The following is a 24,169-nucleotide window of genomic DNA, read 5'->3' on the forward strand; positions in this document are numbered from 1 at the left end:
GGTGGGGAAAGACCCACGCAATTTCAGGCCGGCTCGACAGACACCACCAAGCGTTTGCCGAGCGCGGCCAGGGCGATCTCGACTTGCTCGATCTTCGAGCTGTGTTCGAAGTCGAGAAGACGATCCACCTTGCTCTGTACGGCGCCCAGCGTGCGGCACAGATCGGCCTTGCGCATACCCTTTTCCCGCATAGCGTTCCACAGCGCGATCTTCGCGTTCACGAGAGCGGACAGCCGGATAACGTGCTGGCCCTCCTTGGCTGGCGACGCAGGCGGAATAGGGCGCAGCTGGTCGACATAGATCGACAGCGCCACCTCAAGACCTTCAGCAGCCAAGCGCAACAGCTCTTCGAGCGTATCGCCCGCGCTGTGCGCTTCTGGGATGTCGTCACACGATGACCAGAAAGACCCGGCCTCCTGGGTTACGTTGATTGCATAGTCGTACATGGCATTACCTCAGGGCAGATGTCTTTCGAGCTCAAAGGGTAGAGCCTCAATCCTTGAGGCCCAGTTGTTTGATGATTGCTCTTCTAGTCCCTTCGGCCATCTCCTTGGCCCCGTGGTCTGGAAGGGTTGTCTGTTTGCCGTTGAAGTAGAGTTTGAAGTGGCTTCCCTTTGCCGTATTCGAAATCTCTACCCCTCTTGCCAACAGCCACCGCTTGAACTCGTTACATTTCATCTGCCCTCCGTTGTGTGGTTGATGAGTTCAGTATACACCATAAATGATATGATGCAACTCATTTATGAGTTATTTGGGATTTATAGGAAACCAACATGGCCGAACCAACAAGCGCCGCCGCGAGCGTAGTGCTCGGCAAGTACGGGGTGGTGATGGCTGCATTCATCGGCTCGATCCTCTCCCTGGGTTTCCTGAAGGATCTGACCCGATTCCAGGCCGCGACTGCCGTTGCCACTGGATTTGGATTCTCGGTCTATCTGACCCAGCCCGTTACCGCCTGGCTCGCCCCGAAGCTTGATCTAGCGGTCACCGATGATCTGCTGTGTGGAGTAGCGTTCGTGCTTGGCCTCACCGCAATGAACATCATCCCCGCGCTCAAAGCTGCCATGGGGTCGTTCGTCACGGCGCGAGGTGCCTGATATGAACAACATCCTGGTTTCAGCGATGACGGCCCTGGACGTGTTCCTGTGCGTCATGGTCGTGCTCGCTGCATGCGACTACCTACGCAAGGTCCGCCCGGTGGATCAGCCGCTGCTGAGTGTCGCCTTCTACCTGGTGGCCATTGGCGGGTTCGGTGCATTCGTCACCGCTCTGCAAGGCCACTGGGTCAATCCATTTGGTGTGGTGCTCCACGCTGGGGTGGTGGCCTATGCCTGGGCCCGTCGCGGGCACGTTTTCGGCTGATCCGCGCCACGCCCCTCTATGTAGGGCTGATATCATTCCGCATATCGAAGATTCAGCGTGGAGCTTCAAAATGAGCGGCGACGACTACGTGATTGACGAGGCGAGGGGCAAAGCCTGGGGCAGCCAAAGTGAAGCTCTCGCCTGGTACCAAGCCGAGCTTGCCAGACTTGAGGCGACGCTTGGCGATGCCTGGGATGCTGGCTACTGCTACCGAGACATGCATGGGAGCAGCAGCGAAGACTACAAGGCCTGCGAGGCATTCGTATCGTCTGTGCTCGCTGATCGCCAGTGAGCTACAGGTAATCCGCGCCACAAAATCGATATGCGCTGTTTCGTGGCGCGGCGTGAATGAGTTCACTTGCTACAGGTCGTTGCCGCGCATGGCTTGCCGGATCTACTCCTGGCTCAGGCCTGGTTTCGTAGCGGTAAACCCGTTCGAGCCCCCATCAATGCTGTAACCAAGGCGGCGAACGGTTTCGTAGTCGACGCCAGACTCTCTGCTTACCTCCATCCAAAGGTAGGACTGAATAGGCTGGGTCTGATTTTGGATCAGTCTGTTGCAAGCTTCTTCGATCCGGGCGGCGTCCTGGTTGTCCTGACTTGCCTTGGCTCGCTTCTTTATGTCGTTGCCCCGATAGCTGTTGCGAGTTACGTAGATTGGATATGAGACCACTTCGGCACTCCATGCTGTAGTTGAAAGCCATTGCTTACCAGCAATGGGCGATATCTTCAAATTCAAGTTAAGCGAGGCACCAAAGTCTCAAGGAATCCCTATGGCGCTGACAGCAAAACAGCAGCGCTTCGTCGACGAGTATCTGATAGACCTGAATGCCACGCAGGCCGCTATCCGTGCGGGCTACAGCAAGAAGACGGCACAAGTCCAGAGTGCTCGCCTGTTATCAAATGTTATGGTTTCTGCCGCGGTAGCCAAAGGCATGGAGTCACGCTCCACTCGTACCGGAATCACCCAGGACATGGTGCTGCGCGAACTAGCCAAGATCGGTTTCAGCGACATCCGAAAGGTGGTCCGCTGGGGTGAGACGATGGTCCGCATGGTTGACGGTGAGGAAGAGTGCGCAGAGGACATGGTTCCGTACCACGGGCTGGCCTTGGTCGACTCCACCGAGATTGACGATGACACGGCTGCTGCCATCGCTGAGGTATCTCAGGGGCGCGACGGCCTGAAGGTCAAGCTGCACGACAAGAAGGGCGCTCTGGTCGATATCGGCCGACACCTGGGCATGTTCGTGCCTGCTGGCCATGCCGACCTTGATGCTGAGCTGAAGAGGCTGGAGATCGAGAAGAAGCGCGCCGAGATCACGCGCCTGCAGGATGGTGGTGGCGACGATGGCCTCGCCCCGCAGCGGGTAGAGGTGGTTGTCCGGGACGCGAGGAAGTCAGATGCCGACGCTTAACGTCCCGCAGTCCAAGTTCATCAACATGCCGCACAAGTTTCGCGGGTTCGTGGCCGGTTTCGGCTCGGGCAAGACCTGGGTAGGCTGCGCTGGCATCTGCAAACACGTGTGGGAATGGCCACGGATCAACTCCGGCTACTTCGCCCCGACCTACCCGCAGATTCGCGACATCTTCTTCCCGACCATCGAGGAAGTCGCCTTCGACTGGGGCCTGAAGGTCAAGACAAAGGAAAGCGACAAAGAGGTCGAGTTCTACAGCGGCGGCCAGTACCGCAGCACGACCATCTGCCGCTCGATGGAGAAGCCGCAGACCATTGTCGGCTTCAAGATCGGGCACGCCTTAGTCGATGAGCTGGACGTCCTGCCCAAGCTCAAGGCCGAGACGGCTTGGCGCAAGATCATCGCCCGCATGCGCTACAACGTGGACGGGCTGAAGAACGGCGTAGACGTCACAACGACGCCCGAGGGGTTCAAGTTCGTCTTTCAGCAGTTCGTGAAGCAGCTGCGCGAGAAGCCGGCGCTGAACGCCATGTACGGCCTGGTGCAGGCGAGCACGTTCGACAACGAGCTGAACCTGCCGCCGGACTACATCCCGTCGCTGATGGAGTCGTACCCGGCCCAGTTGATCTTGGCCTACCTGAACGGCCAGTTCGTCAACCTGAATGCCGGGTCGATCTACCACGCCTACGACCGCAAGCTGAACTCCTGTTTCGACACGGTCGAGGCGGGCGAGCCGCTGTTCATCGGCATGGACTTCAACGTCGGCAAGATGGCTGCGATCACGCACGTCAAGCGCGCAGACGGCAAGCCCAGGGCGGTGGATGAGCTGATCGATGGCTTCGATACCCCGGACATGATCCGGCGCATCAAGGAGCGGTACTGGCGGCACAACGGCAGAGATTACGAGAAGACCTGCGAGATCAGGATCTATCCCGACGCCTCTGGCGGCTCGCGCAAGTCGGTCAATGCCAGCGAAACGGACATCGCCATCTTGCGCCAGGCTGGATTCAGTGTGATCGCGCCCGACGCCAACCCCCCCGTGAAAGATCGCATCAACGCCATGAACGCGATGTTCTGCAACGCGAATGGCGAACGCCGCTACCTGATCAATCCGCTGCGCTGCCCGACCTACGCGGACGGCCTGGAACAGCAGGTGTGGGCACCAAACGGCGAGCCCGACAAGAAGTCCGGCGTGGACCACGCGAACGACGCGGGGGGCTACTTCATCCACCACGACTACCCGATCAGCAGGCCGGTCACTCACGTTCCAATCTCGTTCACTTTCTGAGGCCATCCATGCCTAATTTCCTCCCCCGGGCAGAGTACTCGGAGGCCTTGCCCGGCTGGCAGCTGGTCAAGCGCTGCGTGGCGGGCGCCCGCGAGGTGCGCAAGCACGATATCTACCTGCCGATGCCGGACCCGGAGAACAAGTCTCCCGAGAACCAGGCGCGGTACAAGCAGTACAAGAAGCGGGCGATGTTCCTGAACATCACCGGGCGCACGCGCACTGGCCTGCTGGGCGCCGTCTTCCGCAAGACTGCAGAGCTGGAGTTGCCCGCCGGGGTCGAGTACCTCAAGGAGAATGCCAGCGGCGACGGAACGAGCCTGGAGCAGCTGTCCAAGGATGCCGTGGGCGAGTGCCTGGACGCCGGTCGGGGTGGGTTCCTTGTGGACTTCCCTGCGGTTGAGGGCGTGTCTTCTATGGCTGACATGCAGGGGCGCAGCGCGCTAATTCACCACTACGGCGCCGAGTCGATCATCGACTGGGACGAGCAGGTGGTCGATGGCGTGAAGCGCCTGGTCTATGTCTGCTTGGAGGAACGCGTTTCGGAGTTCAGCGCTGAGAGCCTAGAGCGAACCACTGGAATTCAATATCGCGTCTTGCTGCTGGCCGATGGGCGTTACATCCAACGCGTGTACAGCGAAGACAAGAGCACCTTTACAGAGACCGAGCCACTCGACAAGAACGGCCAGCCCTTCAATCACATACTGTTCAGCTTCTACGGCGCCCAGAACAACGACGCGAGCATCGACAAGTCGCCTCTGGAAGACCTGGCTGACGTCAACATCTTGCACTACGGCAATAGCGCCACGGTGGAGGAGAGCGGCTTCATCAGCAGTCAGCCCACGCTGTTCATCACCACGGACATCACCGCCGACGACTTCGCCAAGCTGAACCCGAACGGCATGCATATCGGCTCGACCCGCGGCTACAACCTCGGCAAGAGCGGTACCGCAATCTTGGTCCAAGCAACCGAAAGTCAACTGGCTCGGACGCTGCTGAAGGACAAGGAAGAGCAGATGCTGATGATCGGCGCGCGTATCGTCCAGAAGGCGGGCGGCGCCGAGACTGCTGAGGCCGTGCGCATCCGCTACAGCTCGGACAACAGTGTGCTGGGCACCATTGCTGGCAACGTGTCTGAGGCCCTCAAGCGGGCCATCCTCGACGCCGAGCGCTTCATGATGGGCGATCCAGACGAGGACGGGACGGTCTTCTGGCTCAACCAGTCATTCTTCGACGAGACGATGACCGCCCAGGACATCCTGGCCCAGATCCAGCTGTGGCAGCAGGGCTTCATCGCCAAGCGGGATGTACGGGTCAATCTTCGTCAGGGTGGCGTGCTGGAGGCGGATCGCAGCGACGAGAAAATCGACGATGACCTAGCTCAGCAACCGCCGGTAACCGGCAACGACACCGGAGAGGGCGGCGATGAGCAGTGACGGCTACCTGTCCGACGCGGCGACTCGCCACCAGGTGCACGTGCAGCGCTACGCCGGGGGAAGCCTCAAGCGCCTGGCGAAGTTCATCACCAAGGCCATCCGCACCGCCAAATCGCGCGTATCAGAAGGATTGAGCCGTTACGGCACCCAACGGTACGAGAAGCAGATTCAAGAGCTACAGGGCGAGCTGACGGGCGTATACGGCGAGATGAAGCAGCAGGCCGTGCTCGACCTGACCGAATTCGGTGGCTACGAGGCCGAGTTCAACATGACCCTGCTGGGCAAGGTCGTGAAGACAGTCGTCCAGCTGAATAGGCCGAGCATCGAGCAGGTCGCCGCGGCTGCACTGGCTGATCCACTCGACCTGGAGGTCGGCAAAGGCCGCCAGCGCATCAGCATCAACGGCGCGCTCGACCAATACGGCACCAAGAAGAGCGCTGAGATCATCAGCGAGATCCGCATGGGTTCCGCGCTGGGCGAGACGTCCGGCCAAATCAGTCGCCGCTTGACCTCATTGGGCGTCCAGCAACGCGATCAGGCGCAGGCCCTCGTCAACACCATGACCAACCACATCGCCACCACGGCGCGCGTGGAAGTGCTCAAGGACAACGACGACATCCTCAAAGGGATGCGCCGGATCGCCACCCTGGATAGCCGCACAACGCTGTTCTGCATGAGCATCGACCAGACGATCATTCCGCTGGATGGGCCTAAGCCGCCGTATCACTGGCGGTGCCGGACCACGCTCATCCCGGTGCTGAAAGACGAGTTCGCCCGCGAAATCCCCGGCTCCACCAGGCCGGCTATTGGCCCGAATGGCGTCGAGCAGGTGAGCAGCAAGACCAGCTACGGCGAATGGCTGGCGCGGCAGCCTCCATCGTTCCAAAAGGACGTGCTCGGCCCGGCCCGCTATGAGTTGTTTAGCAAGGGCGAGCTGACGCTGGACAAGTTCGTAGACGACAACGGAAAGACGCTCACCCTACAGCAGCTGCGGCAACGCGAAGCGGTTACCTTCAGGCAACCGACCGGCGAGTTCACGGTGTATGACACTGGTTATCCCATCAGAAAACCGGATGTCTCCACGCCTGCGCGGCGTGCCGCAGTCGAGATCGAAAATCGGATTCGTGGGGACGCACTGGAAACGGGGGCGTTCATTGGTGACGACGGCTCGATCCTGCTTCAGCGCCAGGGCCAGCCTGATCGTGTTGGTTTCCCAGAGAGCGAGTTTGGCAAGCTGAGGGGGACGACATTCACGCACAATCATCCGGGCAATAGCCCGTTCTCAATTGAGGATGTTGAGCTGGCATCCTACATTGGTCTTCATGAGCTGCGAGCTGTTGGCCCGACCCTGCGCTATACCATGGTTGCTGACAACGGATGGCCAAGCGGCGAGGTCGTAGACAAGCTGTCAGACCAGGTCGAGCAAGAAGCCATCAAACGTGTGTATGATTTGGTCAATCGAGGCGAGCTTGAACGCGAGCACACTCAGTCAGAAGCTGAACACCAGTTCTGGAGTATTCTGAGCGGTAGGGTGGGCTTGAAATACAGTCGGGAGCGATCATGACGACCAACGAAAAAAGCGCGAAGGAGTTGATTCAAGAGGCTCGGCGTGAGCATCAGGCAAATCTTGCCCAAGGCGTTGGCGTTTTTGACGGCGGAAAAGCCTGGAAAGAATTCAGCAAGAAAATGGCAGATGCAGTACTGCAAAAGCTCGAAGACGACTTCGACAAACCCTGAGCTGCAGACATCAACGAAAGCCCTGGCATCCGCCGGGGCTTTTTCGTTATGAGCTGCCGCGCCACAAAACGCTGCCTCGTTGAACGTGGCGCGCAATTCCAAGGCCTCGCCCAGTGCGGGGCTTTTTTATGCCCGCAGGCAGGGCCTGCACCAAGTCTCTGGGAGACAGCAATGACCTTGAAATTCCAACTGGACAGCCTCGAAGGCGTCGACGAATCCATCCAGGCCCTTTATGTCGAGAAGGACGGCAAGTTCGTCCTCGGCATCGACGGGCTCCCGCAGCAGGAAGACGTCACCGGCCTGAAGGCCAAGGTCGACGAACTGCTCGGCGAGAAGAAGGCGGCCGAGAAGGCGCGCAAGGAGGCCGAGGAAACCGCTCGCCTCGAGCGCGAAGAGGCGGCCCGCAAGTCGGGCAACGTCGAGGAGCTCGAAAGATCCTGGTCCGAGAAGTACGCGCGCCGTGAGGCAGAACTGACCGGCCAGCTCGAAAGCACCAACAGCACCCTGCAAGGCCAGATCCGGGATCTGACCGTGGGCCGCACCGCTACCGAGATCGCGACCACCCTGGCTGTCCCTGGCAGCGCCAAGGCATTGCTTCCCCACATCGAGCGCCGGCTGAGCGTCGAGCAGCGCGACGGCAGACCCACCGTCGTCGTTCTCGACGCGGCCGGCAAGCTCTCAGCGGCAACGCTGGACGAGCTGAAAGCAGAATTCACCAACGATCCGGCCTTTGGCCCGCTGATCGCTGGTAGCAAGGCATCCGGCGGCGGGGCCGGGGGTGCTGGAAAAGGCGGCGGGGCCGCAAGAGGCAACATCGGCGGCACCAAAGAGGAACGCACGGCGGCACTGGCCAGCCGGTTCCCAGACCTTCCATTGAAATAAGGAAATACACCCATGTCCCTGTCGCAAATGCAGGTTTTCAACGAATACATCATGCCGGCGACCATCGAGACGCTGGACCAGATGCTCGTTGCGTTCAACGCCGCCAGCCGCGGCGCCATCGTGCTGTCCCCGGACGGCTTCACCGGCGACTTCCTGCAGGAGTCGTTCTTCCAGACCCTGGCCGCCGCCCAGCGCCGCGTTGATCGCTACGCCGCCAACGGCACCGCTCCGATCACCGACCTGACCGAGCTGAAAAACACCTCGGTCAAGGTGGCTGGCGGCTTCGGCCCGATCCGCTACGAGCCGTCGCAGATGACCTGGCTGGAGCGCCCGACCGCCCAAGGCATCGAAGTTGCGTCCCGCGCGTTCGCCGAGATCCTGCTCAAGGATCAACTGAACACCGCCATCGCCGCCCTGGTCGCAGCGATCACTGCCCAGGCCGCTGCCGTCAACGACGTGTCGGCCACCGCCGGCATCACGTACGCCGGCCTGAACAACGCTCACGCGAAGTTCGGCGATGCTAGCCAGAACCTGGTCACCCAGGTGATGCAGGGCACCACCTACCACAAGCTGGTAGGCCAGAACCTTGCCAACCAGCAGCAACTGTTCCAGGCCGGTAACGTCCGCGTGATCGACATCCTGGGCAAGGTCTCGGTTGTGACCGATGCCCCGGCCCTGATGCAGGATGGCACCCCGGACAAGGAAATCATCCTGTCCCTGGTCCAGGGTGCGGCTCTGGTGCACGACGGTCGCGACATCATCAGCAACGTCCAGACCAACAACGGCAAAGAGCGGATCGAGACCACTCTGCAGACCGATTACACCTTCGGTCTGGGCCTCAAGGGCTACACCTGGGATGTGACCGCCGGCGGTAAGTCTCCGACCGATGCCGAACTGGCCACTGGTACGAACTGGGACAAGACCGCCACCAGCATCAAGCACACTGCCGGTGTAGCTCTGATCGGTGACGCCTCCAAGTAATCCCTGACGGTGGGCTGGGCATATGGCCCGGCCTGCTGAGGACAAGCTCATGAGCAAGAACAACATCTGGTACCTGGCCGGCCCGTTCCACCAGTACCAGGAAGATGTGAAGGCATTGGCCAAAGAGCATGGCCTGGTCATCCTCGACGCCAACGCCGCCACCAGCCGCAAGGGCGAGGCCAAGGACGTCCCGGAGGTGACCATTCGCCCCGAACTGAAGGCCGTGGCCGTTGTTGTCGAGGCTGGCGGGATGAGCCAGGACGTGGTCGATCAATTGACTGCTGAACTGGCCGCCATTGGCGTAATCGTTGAATCGTTCGCAGTGCAGAGCCTGGAGCACCCAGAGGGTGAGATTGGCGAAACAGCCTGCCGCCTGTTCCAGGTGTTGGAAGCGGTTAATGCCGGCATCGCCAGCTTGCAGCGCGAGCGCGACGGCGAAGTCCAGAAGGTAATCGACCTGGAGCAAGAGAAGGCCGACCTGCTGAAGCAGATCGAAGCCCTCAAAGCTGCTGCCGTCGACCCAGAGGTCGAGGCATTGAAGGCCGCTCTGGACAAGGCTGGCGTCACCTACCGCGCCAACGCCTCGAAAGAGTCGCTCCAGAAACAGGTCGCCGAGCTCGACAAGCAGTAATCCCGGGGCCTTGGCCCCACTTAACTCAAGCGGAGGCCGGATGGCTACCTACATCACCGTGGCCGACGTGGATAGCATCCTCGGGGCTACCTGGGCTCCCGACGCCGACAAGGAAGAAGCGGTCTTCGAGGCGAATGCCTACCTGACCGCGCTCAACCTGGTTGGCATCGACCTGGACGACATCCCCGACGACGTGAAGGAGGCCGGCGCCCGGCTGGCCAAGTGCGCATCCCAGGGCAAGCTGTACCAACAGCAGGCCGAGGGATCGCTCGAGGCCAAAACGGTCAAGGCTGGCTCGGTATCCACCAGCAAGACCTTCGGCTCGATCGACAAGACCAGCACAGCCGCCCAGCCAGCCTGTGTGCAGCTGGCACTGGCGCTGCTAACGCCCTGGCGCAGCAACCCCTTCGCCTTTGCTGTGAAAAGGGGGTAGGCATGGGTCTTCGTGACGATATCCAGATCGACCTGGTTGCGGCTTTCGATGATGACTTGGCTGATGCTGTTGTTCCATTCACCGGGACCTATATGGGGCCTGGTGTGCGGGATCCGATCAGCGAAACGACGACTTCCCAGCCGGTCACCTACACCGGTCGCGGCGTGCTCGACAGCTACGACAGCCGACGCATCGACGGCGTGAACATCCTGGTTGGCGACGTTCTGCTGATCTGCCTAGCCAACGAAGTAACCGACAAGCCTGCAGTTGGGCACCAGATCACAGCAGACGATCTGATCACAGGCGAGCCTGTGAAATACCGCATCGTCAGCCCTGGCATTGACCCGGCCAAGGCCCATTACGAGATTCAGCTGAGGAAGTAGCCATGGCCAAGCGAGGATGGAGTACGCCGCCAAGCCTGTTCGCCGGCGTGGTCGAAGAGGCACTGAGTCAGCGCGTCCGCGTCATCGCCATGGCCATGCTCAACGAGATCGTCCTGCGGTCGCCGGTAGATACCGGGCGGTTCCGAGGCAACAACATCGTGAGTGTTGGCGCGCCGGTCTACACGACCACCGAGAACCTGGACAAGGTCGGCGGCGAGACGATCCAGCGCGGCCTGTCCGCCATGAGCGGGCTTGAGCCGTACACACAGGTGTTCATCCAGAACAACCTCCCATATGCCCAGGCCCTCGAAGATGGCCATTCCAAGCAAGCGCCTCCGAAGGGTATCTACGAAGCCAGCTTCCATGGCGTCACGCAGGCCTATTCATGACCTTCGAACAGATCCGCGCCATCATCATCGGCCGTATGCAGCAGTGGGCCGGCATTCCGGCGGAAGATGTTGACCTAGAGCCAAACGGCGATACGCCATTCAATCCTGCTGGAAGGGCTATCTGGGCCAGGCTAGCGGACATCCCGGGCTTGAGCAGCACGCCAGAGGTCGGAATCGGCCCGTGCGTGCGCCAGACCGGTATCGTCGTCATCCAGCTGTTCGTGCCGAGCTACAGCGGAACCCTGGCAATCACCAGGGCAGTCGACACGCTGGTCACACAGTTCCAGCACTACAGCGCGCCGGAAGGGCCGTTCGACTTCTTCGAGGCTTCCCCGCAGGTCGTCGGCGACGACGGCCGAAACTGGTACCAGGTCAACGTCCGGGTGCCATACAGGGCCTACTGAGCCCGCCAATTTCTGCCGTAAGGCAACCAAACACGCAGCCTAGGCCCGTACAGCCGAACGGTGGATGTTCGTTCATCCGTCCGCCCCGGCTGCGTTTCTATTCGCCTGATGAACGAGGTGTCACAGATGATCGAGAGCAACGTCATTCCGTTTCACTACCAAGGCAAAGCCGTGCGCTTTAACAGCGACGGATGGATCAACGCCACTGACGTAGCCAAGCGCTTCGGCAAGCGCCCGGTCGATTGGCTGCGCCTGCCCGCAAGTATGAGCTACCTCAAAGCACTGGCGAGAGCGCTGGGCCTGGACACCGAAGTGGGAAAATCTCACTTCGGTCTTGTCGAGGCAGTGAAGGGTGGCAAGGGTCAGGGAACCTGGCTTCACCCAAAACTCGCAGTAGCTTTCGCTCGCTGGCTCGACGATGACTTCGCCGTATGGGCCGACCTGCACATTGACGCCCTGCTGCGCGGCGAGCTGAACGAAAAGCAGCAATTCGACCGCGCGTGCCGCGTCCTTGACGACGCGAAGGCCGTTGCAAGCCTGAGCGGTCGTGAGCTGGCCCGCTGGCGCAACAAGAAGCCAGGGCTTGAGCAGCAGGTCGAATACTGGCGCGACCAGTTGCAAATGACGCTTGGGCTCGACGCAGCCTGATCATAACCAGACCAATGCACCGCCACATGGCGGTTTTTTTACGCCTATCGATAGGAGAAACACCCCATGTCCAGTGGTGCAAAGCGCTCGACCGCGTATATTCGCGAAGTGACGCCGGGTATCACCCCGCCGGGCAACTGGAACGTCCTGACCCGTGTCAGCTTCGGTCTGGTGCCCACATACAACACCGAAGAGAATAACGAGATCGGCGAAACTCGCATGTCGCAGGGCACTGCCCAGACGACAGTGGATGTTGGCGGCGATATCGAAACCAAGTTCCGCTACGGCGCCTTGGACGAGTTCCTGTCCTCCTGCTTCGGCGCGAACTGGGTCGGCAATAGCCTGACCATGGGCAACGAGCGAATCTCGTTCTCCATCGGCGCCTATGATGCTGACGTCGGCATCGCAGCCATCGCCCGCGGCGCCCAGGTCGCATCGATGAACATCGAGATCCCGAACGACAACGAGGTCACGGTTACCACCACCTTCGCGGCCATCGCCTGGGATGATAAGGCCGACAACACGTCGTTCATCGTCAGCCCACAGACAGGCGCAGCGCAGCGCCGTTATGGCTTCAAGGACGTCACCGGCCTGAAGATCAACGGCGTGCAGCTGGGCGAAGACAACGCCTGCGTCGACAGCTTCAACCTGCAGTTCGACAACAACGTCCAGACACAGCGCTGCATCGGTAACGGCAACCCGTTCCCGGGCAACATCATTCCAACCATCTTCACGCCATCGGGAAGCATCACCCTGAGCTGGTCGAAGACCGCCTACCAGTACTGGAAGGCTCAGCAGACTGGTGGCGCGCTGAGTTTCGAGTTCACCCTGAACAACGCCGACGGCGGCTACACCTTCCTCATTCCAGAGATGGAAGTCAGCGGCGACTGGCCGGACGGCGGTGCCACCGACATCATCCAAGTGGAATTGGCCTATACCGCTCGCCGCGTGCCGCCGACCATTACCCGCCTGCCGGCACCGATTGTCATTGCAGCCGTTGATGTGACTCCGGCCACAGCCAGCGTTGCTGTTGGCGCGACCATCGACCTCGAAGCAGCGGTGACCCCTGTAGGCGCAAGCCAGCTCGTCACCTGGTCCAGCTCCGATGCAACCAAGGCGAGCGTGAGCGCAACGGGCCTCGTCAAAGGCATCGCAGTTGGGTCCGCCACCATCACGGCTACCAGCAAGGCAGACGGCACCAAGACCGACACCTGCGCTGTCACCGTCACCGCTTAACCCTTTGCCTGGCGCGCCCTGCGGTGTGCGTCGGGCCTTTTACCGCAGAGGAATACCATGGGCATCACCATTGCAAAGAAGCCTGAGCTGGATATCAACGGCGAGCGCTGGGTGCACTTCAAGGTCGGCCTTGGCGGCCTGGCTGTGAAGTGCGAGAAGGGGCCGGACACGGCGGCGATTCTGGTGGCATCCATCGCCAATCCGATCTACAAGTCTCACCAGGCGGTGATCCGTCGGCACCTCGCCGCGCTGAACCAGCAGGCCGGGGTGGGCACTGCCGGCTTCACCATCGACTCCATCCCCGACGTCGAACTCGAAACCGATGATGACCTGTTCATCGACCTGGCCGCCAAGCATCTGATCAAGGACTGGCAGGGCATCGATGTAGAAGAGCGTCCTGGCGAGCCAGCCAAGTACACCCCGCAGCTGTGCAAGGCGCTGATCGAGCAGCTGCCCAGCGTCTACTTCCTGGCGCTGCGCACTGCCCTGGACATCGCCAAGCGCATTGAGGAGCAGGCCCAAGCCACTGCGGAAAAGCAGTAGCGGCATATCGCTGGGGTAGGGACTGGGCTGGGCCCGAGAACGAAAAGAAGCGCTGGAAGCATGAGCGCCTCGGGTTGAAGGCCCAGGAGCCGCCGGAGATCGACGATGTGGTCGCGGAGGTCCTGGAGGCCTACGGGCACATTGGCCGGTCCCGTCAATACGTCGGAATGATGGGCGCTCCGGCCCCGATTGCGCCGGCAGCAATTGCCGAATACCTCGACCGCTACCCATCAGTGATATGTCGCGAAGAGTTCGACGCCGCCATCTTCGCCCTAGACGACGAGTTCCGGAAGCGGTGGGATGAACAGCAGGAGCAGGAGCGGCAGAAGAGCGCCAAGCGTTGAAGGCCATGTCTTCACTGGATTGTGATAAATTCAGCACAAATCAGGGAGATTTGATATGAACGATGGCTCAAGCCCGCTTGCGGGGCTATTTCTGCTCGCGGCTTCCTTCGCGATTTACTTCCTTCCAACCTTTATTGCTGCGAAGCGAGGCCACCCCAATGGCACCTCGATCTTCCTGTTGGATTTGTTCTTGGGGTGGACCGGAATTGGCTGGCTGGCAGCTCTGATCTGGTCTGCATCTGCAATCCGTAATGAATCAGAATCAGCTCCAACTGAGCCAGCCAAAACCGATGCATACGGAAAACTTGAGCGTCTCGCTGCCCTGAAAGACAAAGGGCATATCACGCCAGAAGAGTACGAGCGAGAGAAAGCCAAGCTGCTCAACAGCTGATAACGAATCATCCAAGAACCCGCCTAGTGCGGGTTTTTTTATGCCCGGAGAAAGACATGGCGCAGGAATCAAGGCTTGCGATAACGATCGATTCCCGTAGCGCCAAGAGGAACGCTGACGATCTGACGGCTTCGCTGGAGAAAATGGAGCGCGCCGGCGATGGTGCAACTTCAACGACCGAAGGGCTGTCATCCAGCCTCGACGAGCAGAGAAAGGAACTGTCCCAGCTGCTCGGTCAGATCAATCCGACCGTGGCGGCTCTTGGGCGCCTGGATGACATGCAGGAGAAGCTGGCCAAGTTCAAGAAATCCGGCGTTGTCGAGAGCGACACCTTCGTGGAGTACACCAATCGCATCAACACGATGCGCGAGGCTTTGGGCGACACATCGGACGGCATGAACAGGGCTGGCATGTCTGCTAAGGCCTACCAGGCGGCCCTACGCGGCCTACCTGCGCAGTTCACTGATATCGCAGTAAGCCTCCAGGCCGGACAGGCGCCGCTTACTGTATTCCTGCAGCAGGGCGGTCAGCTCAAGGATATGTTCGGGGGGGTTGGGCCGGCCGCAAAGGCAATGGGTGGTTACATCCTTGATCTGATCAATCCGCTCACGGTAGCTGCCGCAGCTGCTGCAACGCTTGGGGTGGTCTTCTACGACGTCGAGAAACAGATCAGCGCATTCAACGCTTCCTTGTTCCAAGGTGGAGCAAACTCCGGTCAGACAGTTGAGTCACTAGCTGAGATTGCGAAGTCTGCTGCCAGCTTAACGGGCAGCCTGTCGAGCGCCAAAGATGCAGTCACCGCGCTGGCCGCAGCTGGGCGCACGAGCGAAATCCAGTTCAGGAACCTTGCCCAGGCTGCAACTGCAGTGAGTAGGTTCACCGGGCAAAGTGCGGCTGACGTAGGCAAGGCCTTCGGCGACCTTGGCGACAATGCCACCAAGGCTGCTCAGAAGATCAGTTCGGAATATGGCCTGCTAACCGCAGCGCAATATGAGGTGATCCGTGGACTTGACGAGCAAGGGAAGAGCCAACAAGCGCTGGATACCCTGAGCGAGTCGCTGAACAAGAATGCCCAGGAACGGCTCCGGCGCTATCGGGAATCCCTGTCGGAGATTGAGCGCGACTGGCAGGACATCGGAACAGCTATCAGCAACGCCTACAGCCAAGTGAAGGGTGAGCTCTTCCCTGATGACGCCAAGCAGATGGAGATTGCTCAGCGAATTCTGGACACACGCAAGGAAGGAGGCTTCGTTGGCGCGCTATCCAACCTGTTCAGCGTCGGTGACAACACCAACCAGGCGCTACGGGATCAGATCAAGCTGATCACCGAGCGGCGCGGAGCAGCCGCCGCTGCCGCCAAGGCTGAGGCGGAGATCACCACGCGAGAGCAGCGCCGGATCGAAACGTCCAAGCAGCTTGCCGACTTGGCGAAATCTGCAAGGACGCAGACGCAGAAGCTGCATGACGATCTGAAGGACCTGGACAAGACAAAGGCTGAGTCCCTTAAAAACGGTGGGTTTGGCGCGAAGGAAGAGGCCGACTACGCCAAGGCCCGCAAGAACATCGAGCAGGAAATCGCGGACATCAAGGCCCGCGAGGCGAAGAAGAGCGCCCCGAAGAACGTCAACCGAGGCGTTGCCGAGGCAGAAAACACCTTCGCTCGTCTGTATGGGCAGTACGACCCTGCCGCCCAGGCCGCCCGAGCGCTGACCAAAGAGCAAACCCAGCTCGATCTGGCATTGAGCAAGGGCAAGATCACGCAGGAGGAGTACAGCAAGGCGCTGGCCCAGGCTTCAATCAATTATGCCGCGGCGTTAAAGGGTGCCCAAGGGCTCACGGCTGCGGAGCAATATCGAGCACAGGTGAACCGCCGGCTGGCCATTGAAGAGGAGGGCTACAGGGTTGAAGCCAACTCTGTTGGCATGGGAGATCTTCAGGCGGACCGGTACCGCCAGCGCGTTGAGTTAGAGCGACAGATGAACGATGAGATCATCGCTCTGCAGGACAACCTGAGGCTTGCCGAGAACGCCTCGCAGCGTGCCGCCATCCAAGAGCAGATAAAGATCCTCGAAGAGACCAACCCGGCCAGGCTCCAAGCCTTGCAGAAGGGCTGGGCGATGATGGACCAAGCCATGCTCAACCCTATCAACGGGTGGACGGCTGCGGTGCAGAACTTCGGCAACCAGGCGCGCGACATCGCCGGGCAGACGGAGTCGATCTTCTCCAGCGCGTTCAACAACATCTCCACCGACATCACCGACGCGATCATGAACGGTCAGCTGTCCTTCAGTAGCCTGGGCGACATCGCCAGCAACGTGGTGCGCGAGATCATCACGGGCTTCGTGAGGATGGGCGTACAGATGGCGCTGAATGCCGCGCTGAACGCCACCCTGGGTACCGCAGCGGCAGGCCAGAGCATGATCCTGGCCGGGACCACGGCCACGGCCTGGGCACCTGCTGCGGCAATGGCATCCCTCGCAACCCTGGGCGCCAACTCCGTGCCGGCTGCCGCCGCTCTGACCTCGACCACGGCCTTGGCAACAAGCCTGGCTGTGATCCCCGGCTTCGCCACCGGTGGCTACGTGTCCGGCGCCGGTACCGGCACCTCCGACAGCATCATGGCCCGGTTGAGTGACGGCGAGTTCGTGGTGAATGCCGCTGCGACCAAGCGCAACCGAGCGCTGCTGGAGGCGATCAACTCGAACGAGCGGGTATCGGTGGCTGGCGGATCGAGCGCCGGCGTTTCCACGCAGTCCGGCAGCAGTCAGGCAGTAGCGGCGGCACCCCAGCAGAATGTCACGGTGAACCTCATTGAGGACCGGTCCCGCGCCGGCACAGTCGACCAGCGCACTGGCGACAACGGCCAGCTTGAGATCGACGCCTTCGTGGCTGACATCTGGGGCGGTGGCGAGCGGGCGCAAGCCATTGAATCCGCATACGGCCTCAACCGCCAAGGCACCTAACGAGGAGTGGCAATGAATCAGTACCCGGCAGAATTGCCACTGCCCCTCCAAGAGGGCTATGGCCTGAGCACGGTTGACCCGATGCGGGCCACCCCGATGGTCACTGGGCGCACCCGTTATCGAGTCAGGCACCGGTACGTTCCAACCGAGGTGAAGGTCAACTTCAACTTCAGCGAGGCCGAGGCGGCGCAGTTCGAAGGCTGGTACGTCTGGGCCATCAACAACGGCCTTGACTGGTTCGAGATGCCCTTGCAGACGCCGGTCGGGTTCAAGACCTACATCGCGCACTTCAAGGGTATCTACCAGGGGCCGGACCTAACCCAGGTCAGCCGCTGGCGGTATTCGGCGGTGATGCAGCTGAAAGAGCGGCCTGTCCTGACAGAAGACCAGTACATCGGTGTTTCGGTAGGCATGCCACTCGATCAGTTCAACAGCCAGCTCTCTGGCAGCCTGGACAAGTGGTACACGAGGTACTTCCTATGAGCCTGATCGAGGAGTGTTACGCCTCGGGCAGAGGGGAGTTGGTCGACACCATCGAGGCGAGGGAGGAGGGCGGCACCGTCTCCCACCTCTACTGCTCCGGGTGGGAGGACAGGGTTTGCACGACCGAAGACGGCCGAACGCTCACCTTCATCGCGATGGCCATGGACTACGCCCTACCCAAGAACGACAACAGCGCCTTCCAGAGCTTGGTGCTTGGCCTCGACAACGTGACGGGGGAGGTGCAGGAAGTGGTGGAGGCGGCCAAGTCCGCCGACAAGCGCTTCATCATCACCTTCCGCCGCTACCTGGCCGAAGACCTGTCATTCCCGAGCGAGCGGTATCGCATGACGCTGCTCAGCCGGGAGTATGAAGACGACGTGGCCAAGCTCACCGCCGGCTTCTACGACCTGCTCAACACAAATGGTCTGCGCACCATTCTGACCACCACCTTGGCTCCTGGCCTGAAGTACACCTAACCATGATCGAGAAATACATGCGCGCCCCGTATCGCGAGGGTGCAAGGGGTCCTATTGCCTTCGATTGCTGGGGGCTGTGCCGGGACATCCGCCATGAACTGTTCGGCCTGCCGTGGTTGCCCAGCCTGGGCTCAGTCGGCAAGGACAAGATCCGCGAGAACACCAAGGCCTACCGGGCGCTTCGAGCCGCGATGGAGGAGTGCGCCCCGGAGCCAGGAGCGATCGCCGCGGTGCTGCGCGGGGAGGCCCTGCTGCATGTCGGTACCGTTCTCATGAGCGAAGGTCGCCTCAAGGTGATCGACACGAACCCTGGCGGCGCAAGCCTCTGGACAACAGGCGACTTCGAAGCCGCGCACCCAAGGGTGGTTTACTATCGTGACCGTCGAATTCTTCCCCAACAAGCTCAGTGACACAGCGCCCCTTGGCACCTGGAAGACCGATCGCCGCCAGACGATTGAGGAATGGCTGAAGAGCCAGGCCCCTTCCTACGAGCGCCGGGAAAGCCCGCCGATCAGCGCCGTTCTGAACGATGAGGTAATCGATCAGGCCGACTGGCACAAGGTCTCCTTCAAGCCAGCCGACCTGCTGCAGATCTACCGCGAGCCGAAGGGCACCGACCCGTTCTCCATCACCTTCGCGCTGTTCAAGGGCGCCAAGGCCGTGCTCAAGGCCATCATGCCTAAGATGCCCGGCATGCCGTCCAATGGCGGGATGCAGCAGGGCGACCCGCTGATGGAGGCGAGCGCCAAGGGCAACAAGGTGAAGCTGGGCGACCCGGTGCGCCAGATCGCTGGCCACCAGCGCACCTACCCGTCGTACCTGGCCCAGCCTCGGCGCGCCTATGTTGCGCCGCGCGACCAGCGGGTCGAGATGCTGCTGTATGTGGCCGAAGGTGAGTACGACATCCCGCTGTCCAAGGTCAAAGTGGGCGAAACCCCGCTGATTTCCCTGGGATCGGACGCCACCTTCACTATTTACCCGCCAGGCGCTGACTTGTCCGGAGACCCAGCGCACATCAACTGGTTCAACGTCCCAGAGGTTGGGGCCAGTTCCAGCGGATCTGCCGGGCTTGAGCTGACGGTGGCCACCGACCTGACCCGGTCGGCTACCGCCTCGGCGTACCAGTTCGTGAACGACACGATCAGTGTTCCGGCCGGCTCCGGCCAGTTTCCGGCCGACTGGTCGAACGGGATCATCATCCGCGTGCTCGCCCCGTACACCTACACGGTGATCGACGGCGGCGCGGGGCGTGACATCATCCGTGGCCCGCTTGAGATGCTCAATCCCGTGCCGGGAATGCTGATTGAGGTCGCCGGGGCGAACGCCGGCCTGTACGTCGTGCACACCTACACGCCATACAGCCCAGCAGTGCCAGCCAACCCCGGCACGGCCTCTACGCTCACTGGTTCGGCGGCACCCAGCCGGTACGACTTCAACGTCACGCCGCTCAGCTTCAACCTGGTCCGGGGCACCTCGACCTACCCCTTGACGCTGAATGCGGCGACCACAGACCTAGCCGGCCTGGTGTCGGCGCTCAACACGCTGCTGGGCGGAACGCCGATCCAGGCGCAGCAGAGCAGCGGTCGTGTTCGCTTCGTGGAACTGACGCCATTCGCTGGTCAGGCCATCACAGCCACCGGCGCATCCACCATCCTGGGCTCATCTCCAGTTGGCGTCACCGGAACCGCCACCACCAGCGGCACGCCGGAGCAGCCAGCCGAGATGACGCTGGACTACGACGGTGGTTCGCCTGTCGTGGGCCTGGCGCTGGGGCAGGGCCTGGCCACCATCGGCCCGCGCGGTCTGCGGTACCGGATCACGGCCTACAGCACAAATCTGCTTGAGGTGGAGCGACTGACGTCTGCCGGGGCGGTCGATTCTGGCTGGCCTGGCTTCAACAACATGCAGACCGTCAACGGGCTGATCACGCTGGACGCCTCCAATCTCCAGGGCGGCTATCGCGGGCCGTTCGCCTGCTGCCCCGAGGGCGAGAAGGTTACGGCGCTGGAGTGGTCAGTCACCTACGCCAACGGCCTTTGCGGTATTGGCCGGGAAGGGCAGATTTACGAGATCCCGACGTACTACGTGTTCGAGTACCGGGATATGGACGCGGCGGGTGCCTGGACGGTCATCGAGAAGGTCAACTACGGCGGATCGTTGGACGCCCAGGGCTTCACCGCAAGCGTGATCCTGCCTTACCCGATGCGGGCCGAGGCCAGGATTCGCAAGCAGTTCGTAGACCGGCCGGGCCGGATCAACGATGAGGCCCGCGACGACGCCACCTGGACTGACCTGCGCGGGCGTATGCAGAACTCGCCAACCAGCTATCCAGGCCTGACGGTCATGACCTGCAATATCCGTGGCGGTGACCGTCTTTCTGCCCAGTCGGAGAGCCAGGTCAGTGTTGAGGCAACCCACATCCTTCCCCTGATGGAAGGCGGTACCGGGCCAAGCCGCGACATTGTGCCGTGGTGCATCTACAAACTGAAGCAGCGCGGGTACACGGACGATGACCTGGATCTGCCGGAGTGGCAGGCCTTCCACAACATCTGCGTTGCGCGCGGCGACACCTACGACGAGACGCTGGATTCGACGATCACCGTCAAGGACATGATCAACAACGCGCTGGCGTGCGGGTTCGGCGAACTGGTGACCTTCCGGGGCCTGTTGCGCCCGGTTCGTGATGGTGCGCGGGCTGCATTCGACGTCTCCTACGGCCCTAAGACGCAGACCTACTCGCCGCAGAACATGACCAAGATGCTCAAGATCAGCGGCGCCATGCCGTCGATAAACGACTTCGACGGCGTGGATGTCGAGTACTTCTCGCGCAGCACCTGGGCGTGGGAAACGGTCGAGTGCCGCTGGCCCGGAGACCTGGGCACCAAGGTCGAGAAGATCAAAATGCCTGGATTCAGCGACAAGACCAGGGCCTGGCGGTTCGGCATGCGCCGGCGCGGGCATCAGAAGTTCCGCACCGACGTTTACACCTGGGAAACCGAGATGGACGGCAGCAACAGCGGCTACCTGAGCTTTGCAGCCGTTGCCGATGACGCTCCCAAGCGGTGCCAGAGCGCGATCCTGCTGGCGTTCGAAGTCACCGGCTCCGGCACGCTGCTGCACTCTTCGGAGCCGCTGGACTTCAGCGCTGGTGGTGAGCACCGAGTCGGCGTGCGCAAGCTGGACGGCACGCTGTCTGGTCCGTTCACCGCCACGCAGGTCGACCAGTACACCGCCAGGGTGGATGCCCTCGACTTCACGCCCGTGATCGGTGGACCGCTGGAGCAGCCGCACATCCTGTTCGGCCCGGCAGCGCGCTGGGCCTACCCGACCCTGATCACCAGCTCCGACCCAGCAAACGGCAACGTCTCCATGAAGGGCATGCCCTACGACGCCCGTGTTTACACCTACGACGACCAATCGCCCGCCTGATTAAGACCAGTCCCTGTTCAGGGATTTGAAGAGGAAGAACTATGGCCACCGGCGCAGAATCTCTGCAGCTGTTCAACCAGCTTGTCGCCCTTGGCAACACGCTGTTTCTGTCCGATGAGGACTTCGTCACGATCAATGGCGTGACAAAGCCCACCCTCAAAAAGGTCTATGCCGAGTTTCTGGCCAGCATCAGTACCTACCCAACAGTTGCCGAAGGCCTGACGAAGACCAACGGCACCGGTACTGACAATCGTTTCTTCTCGGTGCCTGGGGCGGGCGACGTTTTCGAGACCCGCTACCGAAACGATGCGGGCGTGGCTGTTGAGATTTCATCTCTGTTGTCCTGGAATTCGAACTCGCTGACCATCAACCGCGGCAAGGTCTATCCGCTGCGCAGGATGACCAGGAACAGCATCACCAGTGCAGAGCCCATCGCCTTCAGCAAGGCGATCCTGAACATTTGCATCATCGGTGCCCGAGCCGGTAAATATTACCGCCTGGCCTACTACGTGAACGGATCCAGCGCGCTGGGGCCGACGGCCAAGCCCGATGGATGGATCGTCGAAGAGATCGATCAGGCGAACTACGCCACTGCTGCTAATCCTGTAACCACTGTCATCAACTACACGGATGCCGGGACACCGGCGATCACCCGTGACGGGATCCAGACAGTCGTATTGTCGAGCACCGTTGTCCCCGACCTGCGCATCCTGATCACCCTGGACACGGCAGCACTGCCTACGCTCGGCACAGCAATCGCCGCCAACAGCAGCGGGCAGAGCGGCTACAGCTACATCATTGACCCGAGTCGCTACATTCCGGCAAAGAGCGACATCACCAACTCAATCACCATCAACGCGGGGCAGATAGCCCCATTCAGGTCGGTGAGTCGTGGTGGTGGCGTGTCTACGCCGAATACACTGCAGACCTTGGTCATTCTGAATGCCCGGGTGATCAATGCTAAGCCGGGCAAATACTACGGTCTGCGCTACTTTCAGAACGGCAACGACGCAGTGGTGCCGGCTGCCGATGGCTGGATCGTGGAGGAAGTCGACATCGTCGGCTATGACGCCTCGGTCATTACCAATGGCACCACCATCTCGGCCCTGGTCGACCCGCAGCCGACGATCGACCGAACGCTGGGTATCCAGACCGTACTGATCAACACCAAGACAGATGTTCGAATAGAACTGGTGCTGGACGCCTCCAAGCTGCAGGCATATGGCAACCAGTACGGGATGAACTTCGTCCCGCAGAACGGCTATTCGCAGGTAATCGACCCGGCCTGCTATGAGTTCCCTGTCGCAGGCAACGGGACCGGTCCGCGCGTCTCCTACACCCTCGACGCAGCGGGTAGGCTGACCCTGAGCTGGCCGGATGGTATCGGCACGCGGGGCTTCGTCTTCGGGCCGAATGGCGAGAACAGCCTGGCCAACTTCGCCCAGGTAATCCGCAACGGCGGTGCGATCAGCGCGTTCGGAACCGACTGGCTGCCTCCCATGATCTTCGACGCGGTCAACAACGGTGACGGGTGGCCGACTCTCGAATTCACGGGTGGCAACCACCGGGTAGACAACAAGCTGACCGCCGCTTCTGTCGCCTATGTGATCGAAGCTGACGGCGTGCCGCTGACAGGCCCTACCAGTGGTACGGCTGACCGGATCACCTGCCGCATCGTCAACAAGCTCATGGCGGGTAACACCGTGAGCCTGGGTCGGTACCCGCTACTGCAGTCCTTCCAGGTCGACTTCATGCCGGGTGTCTCCGGGGTCCATGCCGATATCATGGCGCTGGAGGACGTGGATATTTACACCGACTACGCCTGCCAGATCGTGACCACGGGTGTAAACGACACTCTGTTCTACCTGGGCGGCCAGTTCCCGCAGCCGATCCCGTTCGACAGCACCGTCAACTCGGGCTCCCCGGCAGATTACCCCGACGCCTGGGCGGTGCTCACCACCAGCGCGAACGGCCAGCTGGCTGCCTGGATCGACCGGAAGTATGGCGTGGCCGCCGAATCGCAGATCTTCGAGAACTACGGGAAGATCATCGGTGGCGGCGGGACCTCGACCAAGCAGTACACGACGGCGATCAACAAGGAGCGTGTTCGCAATCCGGCCAACGCCATGCGGCTGCAGGCAGGCAAGAGCTACCAGTGGCGCGGCGGCTACTCGTGGGGGCCGGTCAGCCTACCGGATGGCATGGTTGCCACCCTGCGCTACATGGACGAGTGGCGGATCCGCCGGGCGTTCGCTGTTTCGGCAAGCAAGATCCTAAAGCCGTAGGCCCTACCTCAAATCGATGCCCGCCCAGCGCGG

At 61.2% G+C, this 24,169-nt stretch carries 27 protein-coding genes and 1 pseudogene; 26 read left to right on the forward strand and 2 right to left on the reverse strand.

Annotation, left to right across the window (positions count from 1 at the left end; all coding sequences use genetic code 11):
• Positions 1-23 precede the first annotated feature (23 nt).
• Both PC358_RS01460 and PC358_RS01465 read right to left on the reverse strand, forming a co-directional pair.
• Complete coding sequence (locus tag PC358_RS01460) at positions 24-446, reverse strand: type II toxin-antitoxin system HicB family antitoxin (protein WP_033696990.1); 423 nt, start codon at positions 444-446, stop codon at positions 24-26.
• A gap of 46 nt (positions 447-492) precedes the next feature.
• Positions 493-678, reverse strand: coding sequence for a type II toxin-antitoxin system HicA family toxin (locus PC358_RS01465; protein ID WP_033696992.1), 186 nt, complete (start codon positions 676-678; stop codon positions 493-495).
• Between the two features lie 95 nt (positions 679-773).
• On the opposite strand from PC358_RS01465, the gene PC358_RS27535 reads away from it, so the two are divergent.
• From PC358_RS27535 to PC358_RS01595, 26 genes and pseudogenes are all read left to right on the forward strand, one after another.
• Positions 774-1,097 (forward strand): hypothetical protein, encoded by a 324-nt coding sequence (locus PC358_RS27535; protein WP_033696995.1) that lies wholly within the window; start codon positions 774-776, stop codon positions 1,095-1,097.
• 1 nt (position 1,098) lies between these two features.
• Entirely contained in the window at positions 1,099-1,362 is a 264-nt protein-coding gene (locus PC358_RS01475) for a hypothetical protein (protein ID WP_033696997.1), read from the forward strand.
• A gap of 70 nt (positions 1,363-1,432) precedes the next feature.
• Positions 1,433-1,654 (forward strand): hypothetical protein, encoded by a 222-nt coding sequence (locus tag PC358_RS01480; RefSeq protein WP_033697002.1) that lies wholly within the window; start codon positions 1,433-1,435, stop codon positions 1,652-1,654.
• A gap of 481 nt (positions 1,655-2,135) precedes the next feature.
• A complete protein-coding gene (locus PC358_RS01490) occupies positions 2,136-2,777 on the forward strand; it encodes a terminase small subunit (RefSeq protein ID WP_081874697.1) in 642 nt (213 codons plus the stop codon).
• Entirely contained in the window at positions 2,764-4,065 is a 1,302-nt protein-coding gene (locus tag PC358_RS01495; protein WP_033697007.1) for a terminase large subunit domain-containing protein, read from the forward strand. Before PC358_RS01490 ends, PC358_RS01495 begins: the two co-directional genes overlap by 14 nt.
• A gap of 8 nt (positions 4,066-4,073) precedes the next feature.
• Complete coding sequence (locus tag PC358_RS01500) at positions 4,074-5,498, forward strand: DUF4055 domain-containing protein (protein WP_033697008.1); 1,425 nt, start codon at positions 4,074-4,076, stop codon at positions 5,496-5,498.
• Positions 5,488-6,519 (forward strand): annotated as a pseudogene (locus PC358_RS01505) (structural protein); the annotation flags it as partial. The gene PC358_RS01500 and the pseudogene PC358_RS01505, both read left to right, overlap by 11 nt.
• A gap of 539 nt (positions 6,520-7,058) precedes the next feature.
• A complete protein-coding gene (locus PC358_RS27650) occupies positions 7,059-7,235 on the forward strand; it encodes a hypothetical protein (protein WP_156056733.1) in 177 nt (58 codons plus the stop codon).
• A gap of 171 nt (positions 7,236-7,406) precedes the next feature.
• Positions 7,407-8,117 (forward strand): hypothetical protein, encoded by a 711-nt coding sequence (locus PC358_RS01510; protein WP_033697009.1) that lies wholly within the window; start codon positions 7,407-7,409, stop codon positions 8,115-8,117.
• A gap of 12 nt (positions 8,118-8,129) precedes the next feature.
• The gene (locus PC358_RS01515; RefSeq protein WP_033697011.1) at positions 8,130-9,098 is read left to right on the forward strand and encodes a major capsid protein; all 969 of its coding nucleotides are present in this window, start codon (positions 8,130-8,132) and stop codon (positions 9,096-9,098) included.
• 49 nt (positions 9,099-9,147) lie between these two features.
• The gene (locus PC358_RS01520) at positions 9,148-9,729 is read left to right on the forward strand and encodes a hypothetical protein (protein ID WP_033697013.1); all 582 of its coding nucleotides are present in this window, start codon (positions 9,148-9,150) and stop codon (positions 9,727-9,729) included.
• A 40-nt stretch (positions 9,730-9,769) separates the two neighbouring features.
• Positions 9,770-10,162 (forward strand): hypothetical protein, encoded by a 393-nt coding sequence (locus PC358_RS01525; protein ID WP_033697014.1) that lies wholly within the window; start codon positions 9,770-9,772, stop codon positions 10,160-10,162.
• Positions 10,163-10,164: 2 nt separating this feature from the next.
• Positions 10,165-10,545 (forward strand): hypothetical protein, encoded by a 381-nt coding sequence (locus tag PC358_RS01530; protein ID WP_033697016.1) that lies wholly within the window; start codon positions 10,165-10,167, stop codon positions 10,543-10,545.
• A gap of 2 nt (positions 10,546-10,547) precedes the next feature.
• Entirely contained in the window at positions 10,548-10,934 is a 387-nt protein-coding gene (locus PC358_RS01535) for an HK97 gp10 family phage protein (RefSeq protein WP_033697017.1), read from the forward strand.
• A complete protein-coding gene (locus PC358_RS01540) occupies positions 10,931-11,338 on the forward strand; it encodes a phage tail terminator-like protein (protein WP_033697018.1) in 408 nt (135 codons plus the stop codon). The genes PC358_RS01535 and PC358_RS01540 overlap by 4 nt, the downstream gene beginning before the upstream one ends.
• A 126-nt stretch (positions 11,339-11,464) precedes the next feature.
• Positions 11,465-11,986, forward strand: coding sequence for a KilA-N domain-containing protein (locus PC358_RS01545; protein ID WP_033697019.1), 522 nt, complete (start codon positions 11,465-11,467; stop codon positions 11,984-11,986).
• 66 nt (positions 11,987-12,052) lie between these two features.
• The gene (locus tag PC358_RS01550) at positions 12,053-13,222 is read left to right on the forward strand and encodes a phage tail tube protein (protein ID WP_033697021.1); all 1,170 of its coding nucleotides are present in this window, start codon (positions 12,053-12,055) and stop codon (positions 13,220-13,222) included.
• 57 nt (positions 13,223-13,279) lie between these two features.
• Positions 13,280-13,765: a hypothetical protein gene (locus tag PC358_RS01555; protein ID WP_033697022.1), complete on the forward strand. Its 486-nt coding sequence runs from the start codon at positions 13,280-13,282 to the stop codon at positions 13,763-13,765.
• A gap of 74 nt (positions 13,766-13,839) precedes the next feature.
• Positions 13,840-14,109, forward strand: coding sequence for a hypothetical protein (locus PC358_RS01560; protein WP_244884616.1), 270 nt, complete (start codon positions 13,840-13,842; stop codon positions 14,107-14,109).
• Between the two features lie 55 nt (positions 14,110-14,164).
• Positions 14,165-14,500 carry a superinfection immunity protein gene (locus PC358_RS01565; protein WP_033697024.1) on the forward strand — a complete coding sequence of 112 codons (336 nt, stop codon included), beginning with the start codon at positions 14,165-14,167 and terminating at the stop codon, positions 14,498-14,500.
• A gap of 56 nt (positions 14,501-14,556) precedes the next feature.
• Positions 14,557-17,463: a phage tail length tape measure family protein gene (locus PC358_RS01570; RefSeq protein WP_033697025.1), complete on the forward strand. Its 2,907-nt coding sequence runs from the start codon at positions 14,557-14,559 to the stop codon at positions 17,461-17,463.
• 12 nt (positions 17,464-17,475) lie between these two features.
• The gene (locus tag PC358_RS01575) at positions 17,476-17,946 is read left to right on the forward strand and encodes a hypothetical protein (protein WP_033697027.1); all 471 of its coding nucleotides are present in this window, start codon (positions 17,476-17,478) and stop codon (positions 17,944-17,946) included.
• The gene (locus PC358_RS01580) at positions 17,943-18,422 is read left to right on the forward strand and encodes a DUF1833 family protein (protein ID WP_033697030.1); all 480 of its coding nucleotides are present in this window, start codon (positions 17,943-17,945) and stop codon (positions 18,420-18,422) included. Before PC358_RS01575 ends, PC358_RS01580 begins: the two co-directional genes overlap by 4 nt.
• A 2-nt stretch (positions 18,423-18,424) precedes the next feature.
• Positions 18,425-18,832 carry a hypothetical protein gene (locus tag PC358_RS01585; RefSeq protein ID WP_033697031.1) on the forward strand — a complete coding sequence of 136 codons (408 nt, stop codon included), beginning with the start codon at positions 18,425-18,427 and terminating at the stop codon, positions 18,830-18,832.
• Positions 18,798-21,851: a host specificity factor TipJ family phage tail protein gene (locus PC358_RS01590; protein ID WP_033697033.1), complete on the forward strand. Its 3,054-nt coding sequence runs from the start codon at positions 18,798-18,800 to the stop codon at positions 21,849-21,851. Before PC358_RS01585 ends, PC358_RS01590 begins: the two co-directional genes overlap by 35 nt.
• Before the next feature lie 41 nt (positions 21,852-21,892).
• Positions 21,893-24,136, forward strand: coding sequence for a hypothetical protein (locus tag PC358_RS01595; RefSeq protein WP_033697034.1), 2,244 nt, complete (start codon positions 21,893-21,895; stop codon positions 24,134-24,136).
• Positions 24,137-24,169: the final 33 nt, after the last annotated feature.

Origin of the sequence: Pseudomonas capeferrum (genome assembly GCF_000731675.1) — a bacterium.
GTDB lineage: Bacteria > Pseudomonadota > Gammaproteobacteria > Pseudomonadales > Pseudomonadaceae > Aquipseudomonas > Aquipseudomonas capeferrum.

Coding starts and splice junctions, on each gene's coding strand:
- PC358_RS01460 (WP_033696990.1), bottom strand. CDS start 446: ATGTACGACTATGCAATCAACGTAACCCAGGAGGCCGGGTCTTTCTGG.
- PC358_RS01465 (WP_033696992.1), bottom strand. CDS start 678: ATGAAATGTAACGAGTTCAAGCGGTGGCTGTTGGCAAGAGGGGTAGAG.
- PC358_RS27535 (WP_033696995.1), top strand. CDS start 774: ATGGCCGAACCAACAAGCGCCGCCGCGAGCGTAGTGCTCGGCAAGTAC.
- PC358_RS01475 (WP_033696997.1), top strand. CDS start 1,099: ATGAACAACATCCTGGTTTCAGCGATGACGGCCCTGGACGTGTTCCTG.
- PC358_RS01480 (WP_033697002.1), top strand. CDS start 1,433: ATGAGCGGCGACGACTACGTGATTGACGAGGCGAGGGGCAAAGCCTGG.
- PC358_RS01490 (WP_081874697.1), top strand. CDS start 2,136: ATGGCGCTGACAGCAAAACAGCAGCGCTTCGTCGACGAGTATCTGATA.
- PC358_RS01495 (WP_033697007.1), top strand. CDS start 2,764: ATGCCGACGCTTAACGTCCCGCAGTCCAAGTTCATCAACATGCCGCAC.
- PC358_RS01500 (WP_033697008.1), top strand. CDS start 4,074: ATGCCTAATTTCCTCCCCCGGGCAGAGTACTCGGAGGCCTTGCCCGGC.
- PC358_RS27650 (WP_156056733.1), top strand. CDS start 7,059: ATGACGACCAACGAAAAAAGCGCGAAGGAGTTGATTCAAGAGGCTCGG.
- PC358_RS01510 (WP_033697009.1), top strand. CDS start 7,407: ATGACCTTGAAATTCCAACTGGACAGCCTCGAAGGCGTCGACGAATCC.
- PC358_RS01515 (WP_033697011.1), top strand. CDS start 8,130: ATGTCCCTGTCGCAAATGCAGGTTTTCAACGAATACATCATGCCGGCG.
- PC358_RS01520 (WP_033697013.1), top strand. CDS start 9,148: ATGAGCAAGAACAACATCTGGTACCTGGCCGGCCCGTTCCACCAGTAC.
- PC358_RS01525 (WP_033697014.1), top strand. CDS start 9,770: ATGGCTACCTACATCACCGTGGCCGACGTGGATAGCATCCTCGGGGCT.
- PC358_RS01530 (WP_033697016.1), top strand. CDS start 10,165: ATGGGTCTTCGTGACGATATCCAGATCGACCTGGTTGCGGCTTTCGAT.
- PC358_RS01535 (WP_033697017.1), top strand. CDS start 10,548: ATGGCCAAGCGAGGATGGAGTACGCCGCCAAGCCTGTTCGCCGGCGTG.
- PC358_RS01540 (WP_033697018.1), top strand. CDS start 10,931: ATGACCTTCGAACAGATCCGCGCCATCATCATCGGCCGTATGCAGCAG.
- PC358_RS01545 (WP_033697019.1), top strand. CDS start 11,465: ATGATCGAGAGCAACGTCATTCCGTTTCACTACCAAGGCAAAGCCGTG.
- PC358_RS01550 (WP_033697021.1), top strand. CDS start 12,053: ATGTCCAGTGGTGCAAAGCGCTCGACCGCGTATATTCGCGAAGTGACG.
- PC358_RS01555 (WP_033697022.1), top strand. CDS start 13,280: ATGGGCATCACCATTGCAAAGAAGCCTGAGCTGGATATCAACGGCGAG.
- PC358_RS01565 (WP_033697024.1), top strand. CDS start 14,165: ATGAACGATGGCTCAAGCCCGCTTGCGGGGCTATTTCTGCTCGCGGCT.
- PC358_RS01570 (WP_033697025.1), top strand. CDS start 14,557: ATGGCGCAGGAATCAAGGCTTGCGATAACGATCGATTCCCGTAGCGCC.
- PC358_RS01575 (WP_033697027.1), top strand. CDS start 17,476: ATGAATCAGTACCCGGCAGAATTGCCACTGCCCCTCCAAGAGGGCTAT.
- PC358_RS01580 (WP_033697030.1), top strand. CDS start 17,943: ATGAGCCTGATCGAGGAGTGTTACGCCTCGGGCAGAGGGGAGTTGGTC.
- PC358_RS01585 (WP_033697031.1), top strand. CDS start 18,425: ATGATCGAGAAATACATGCGCGCCCCGTATCGCGAGGGTGCAAGGGGT.
- PC358_RS01595 (WP_033697034.1), top strand. CDS start 21,893: ATGGCCACCGGCGCAGAATCTCTGCAGCTGTTCAACCAGCTTGTCGCC.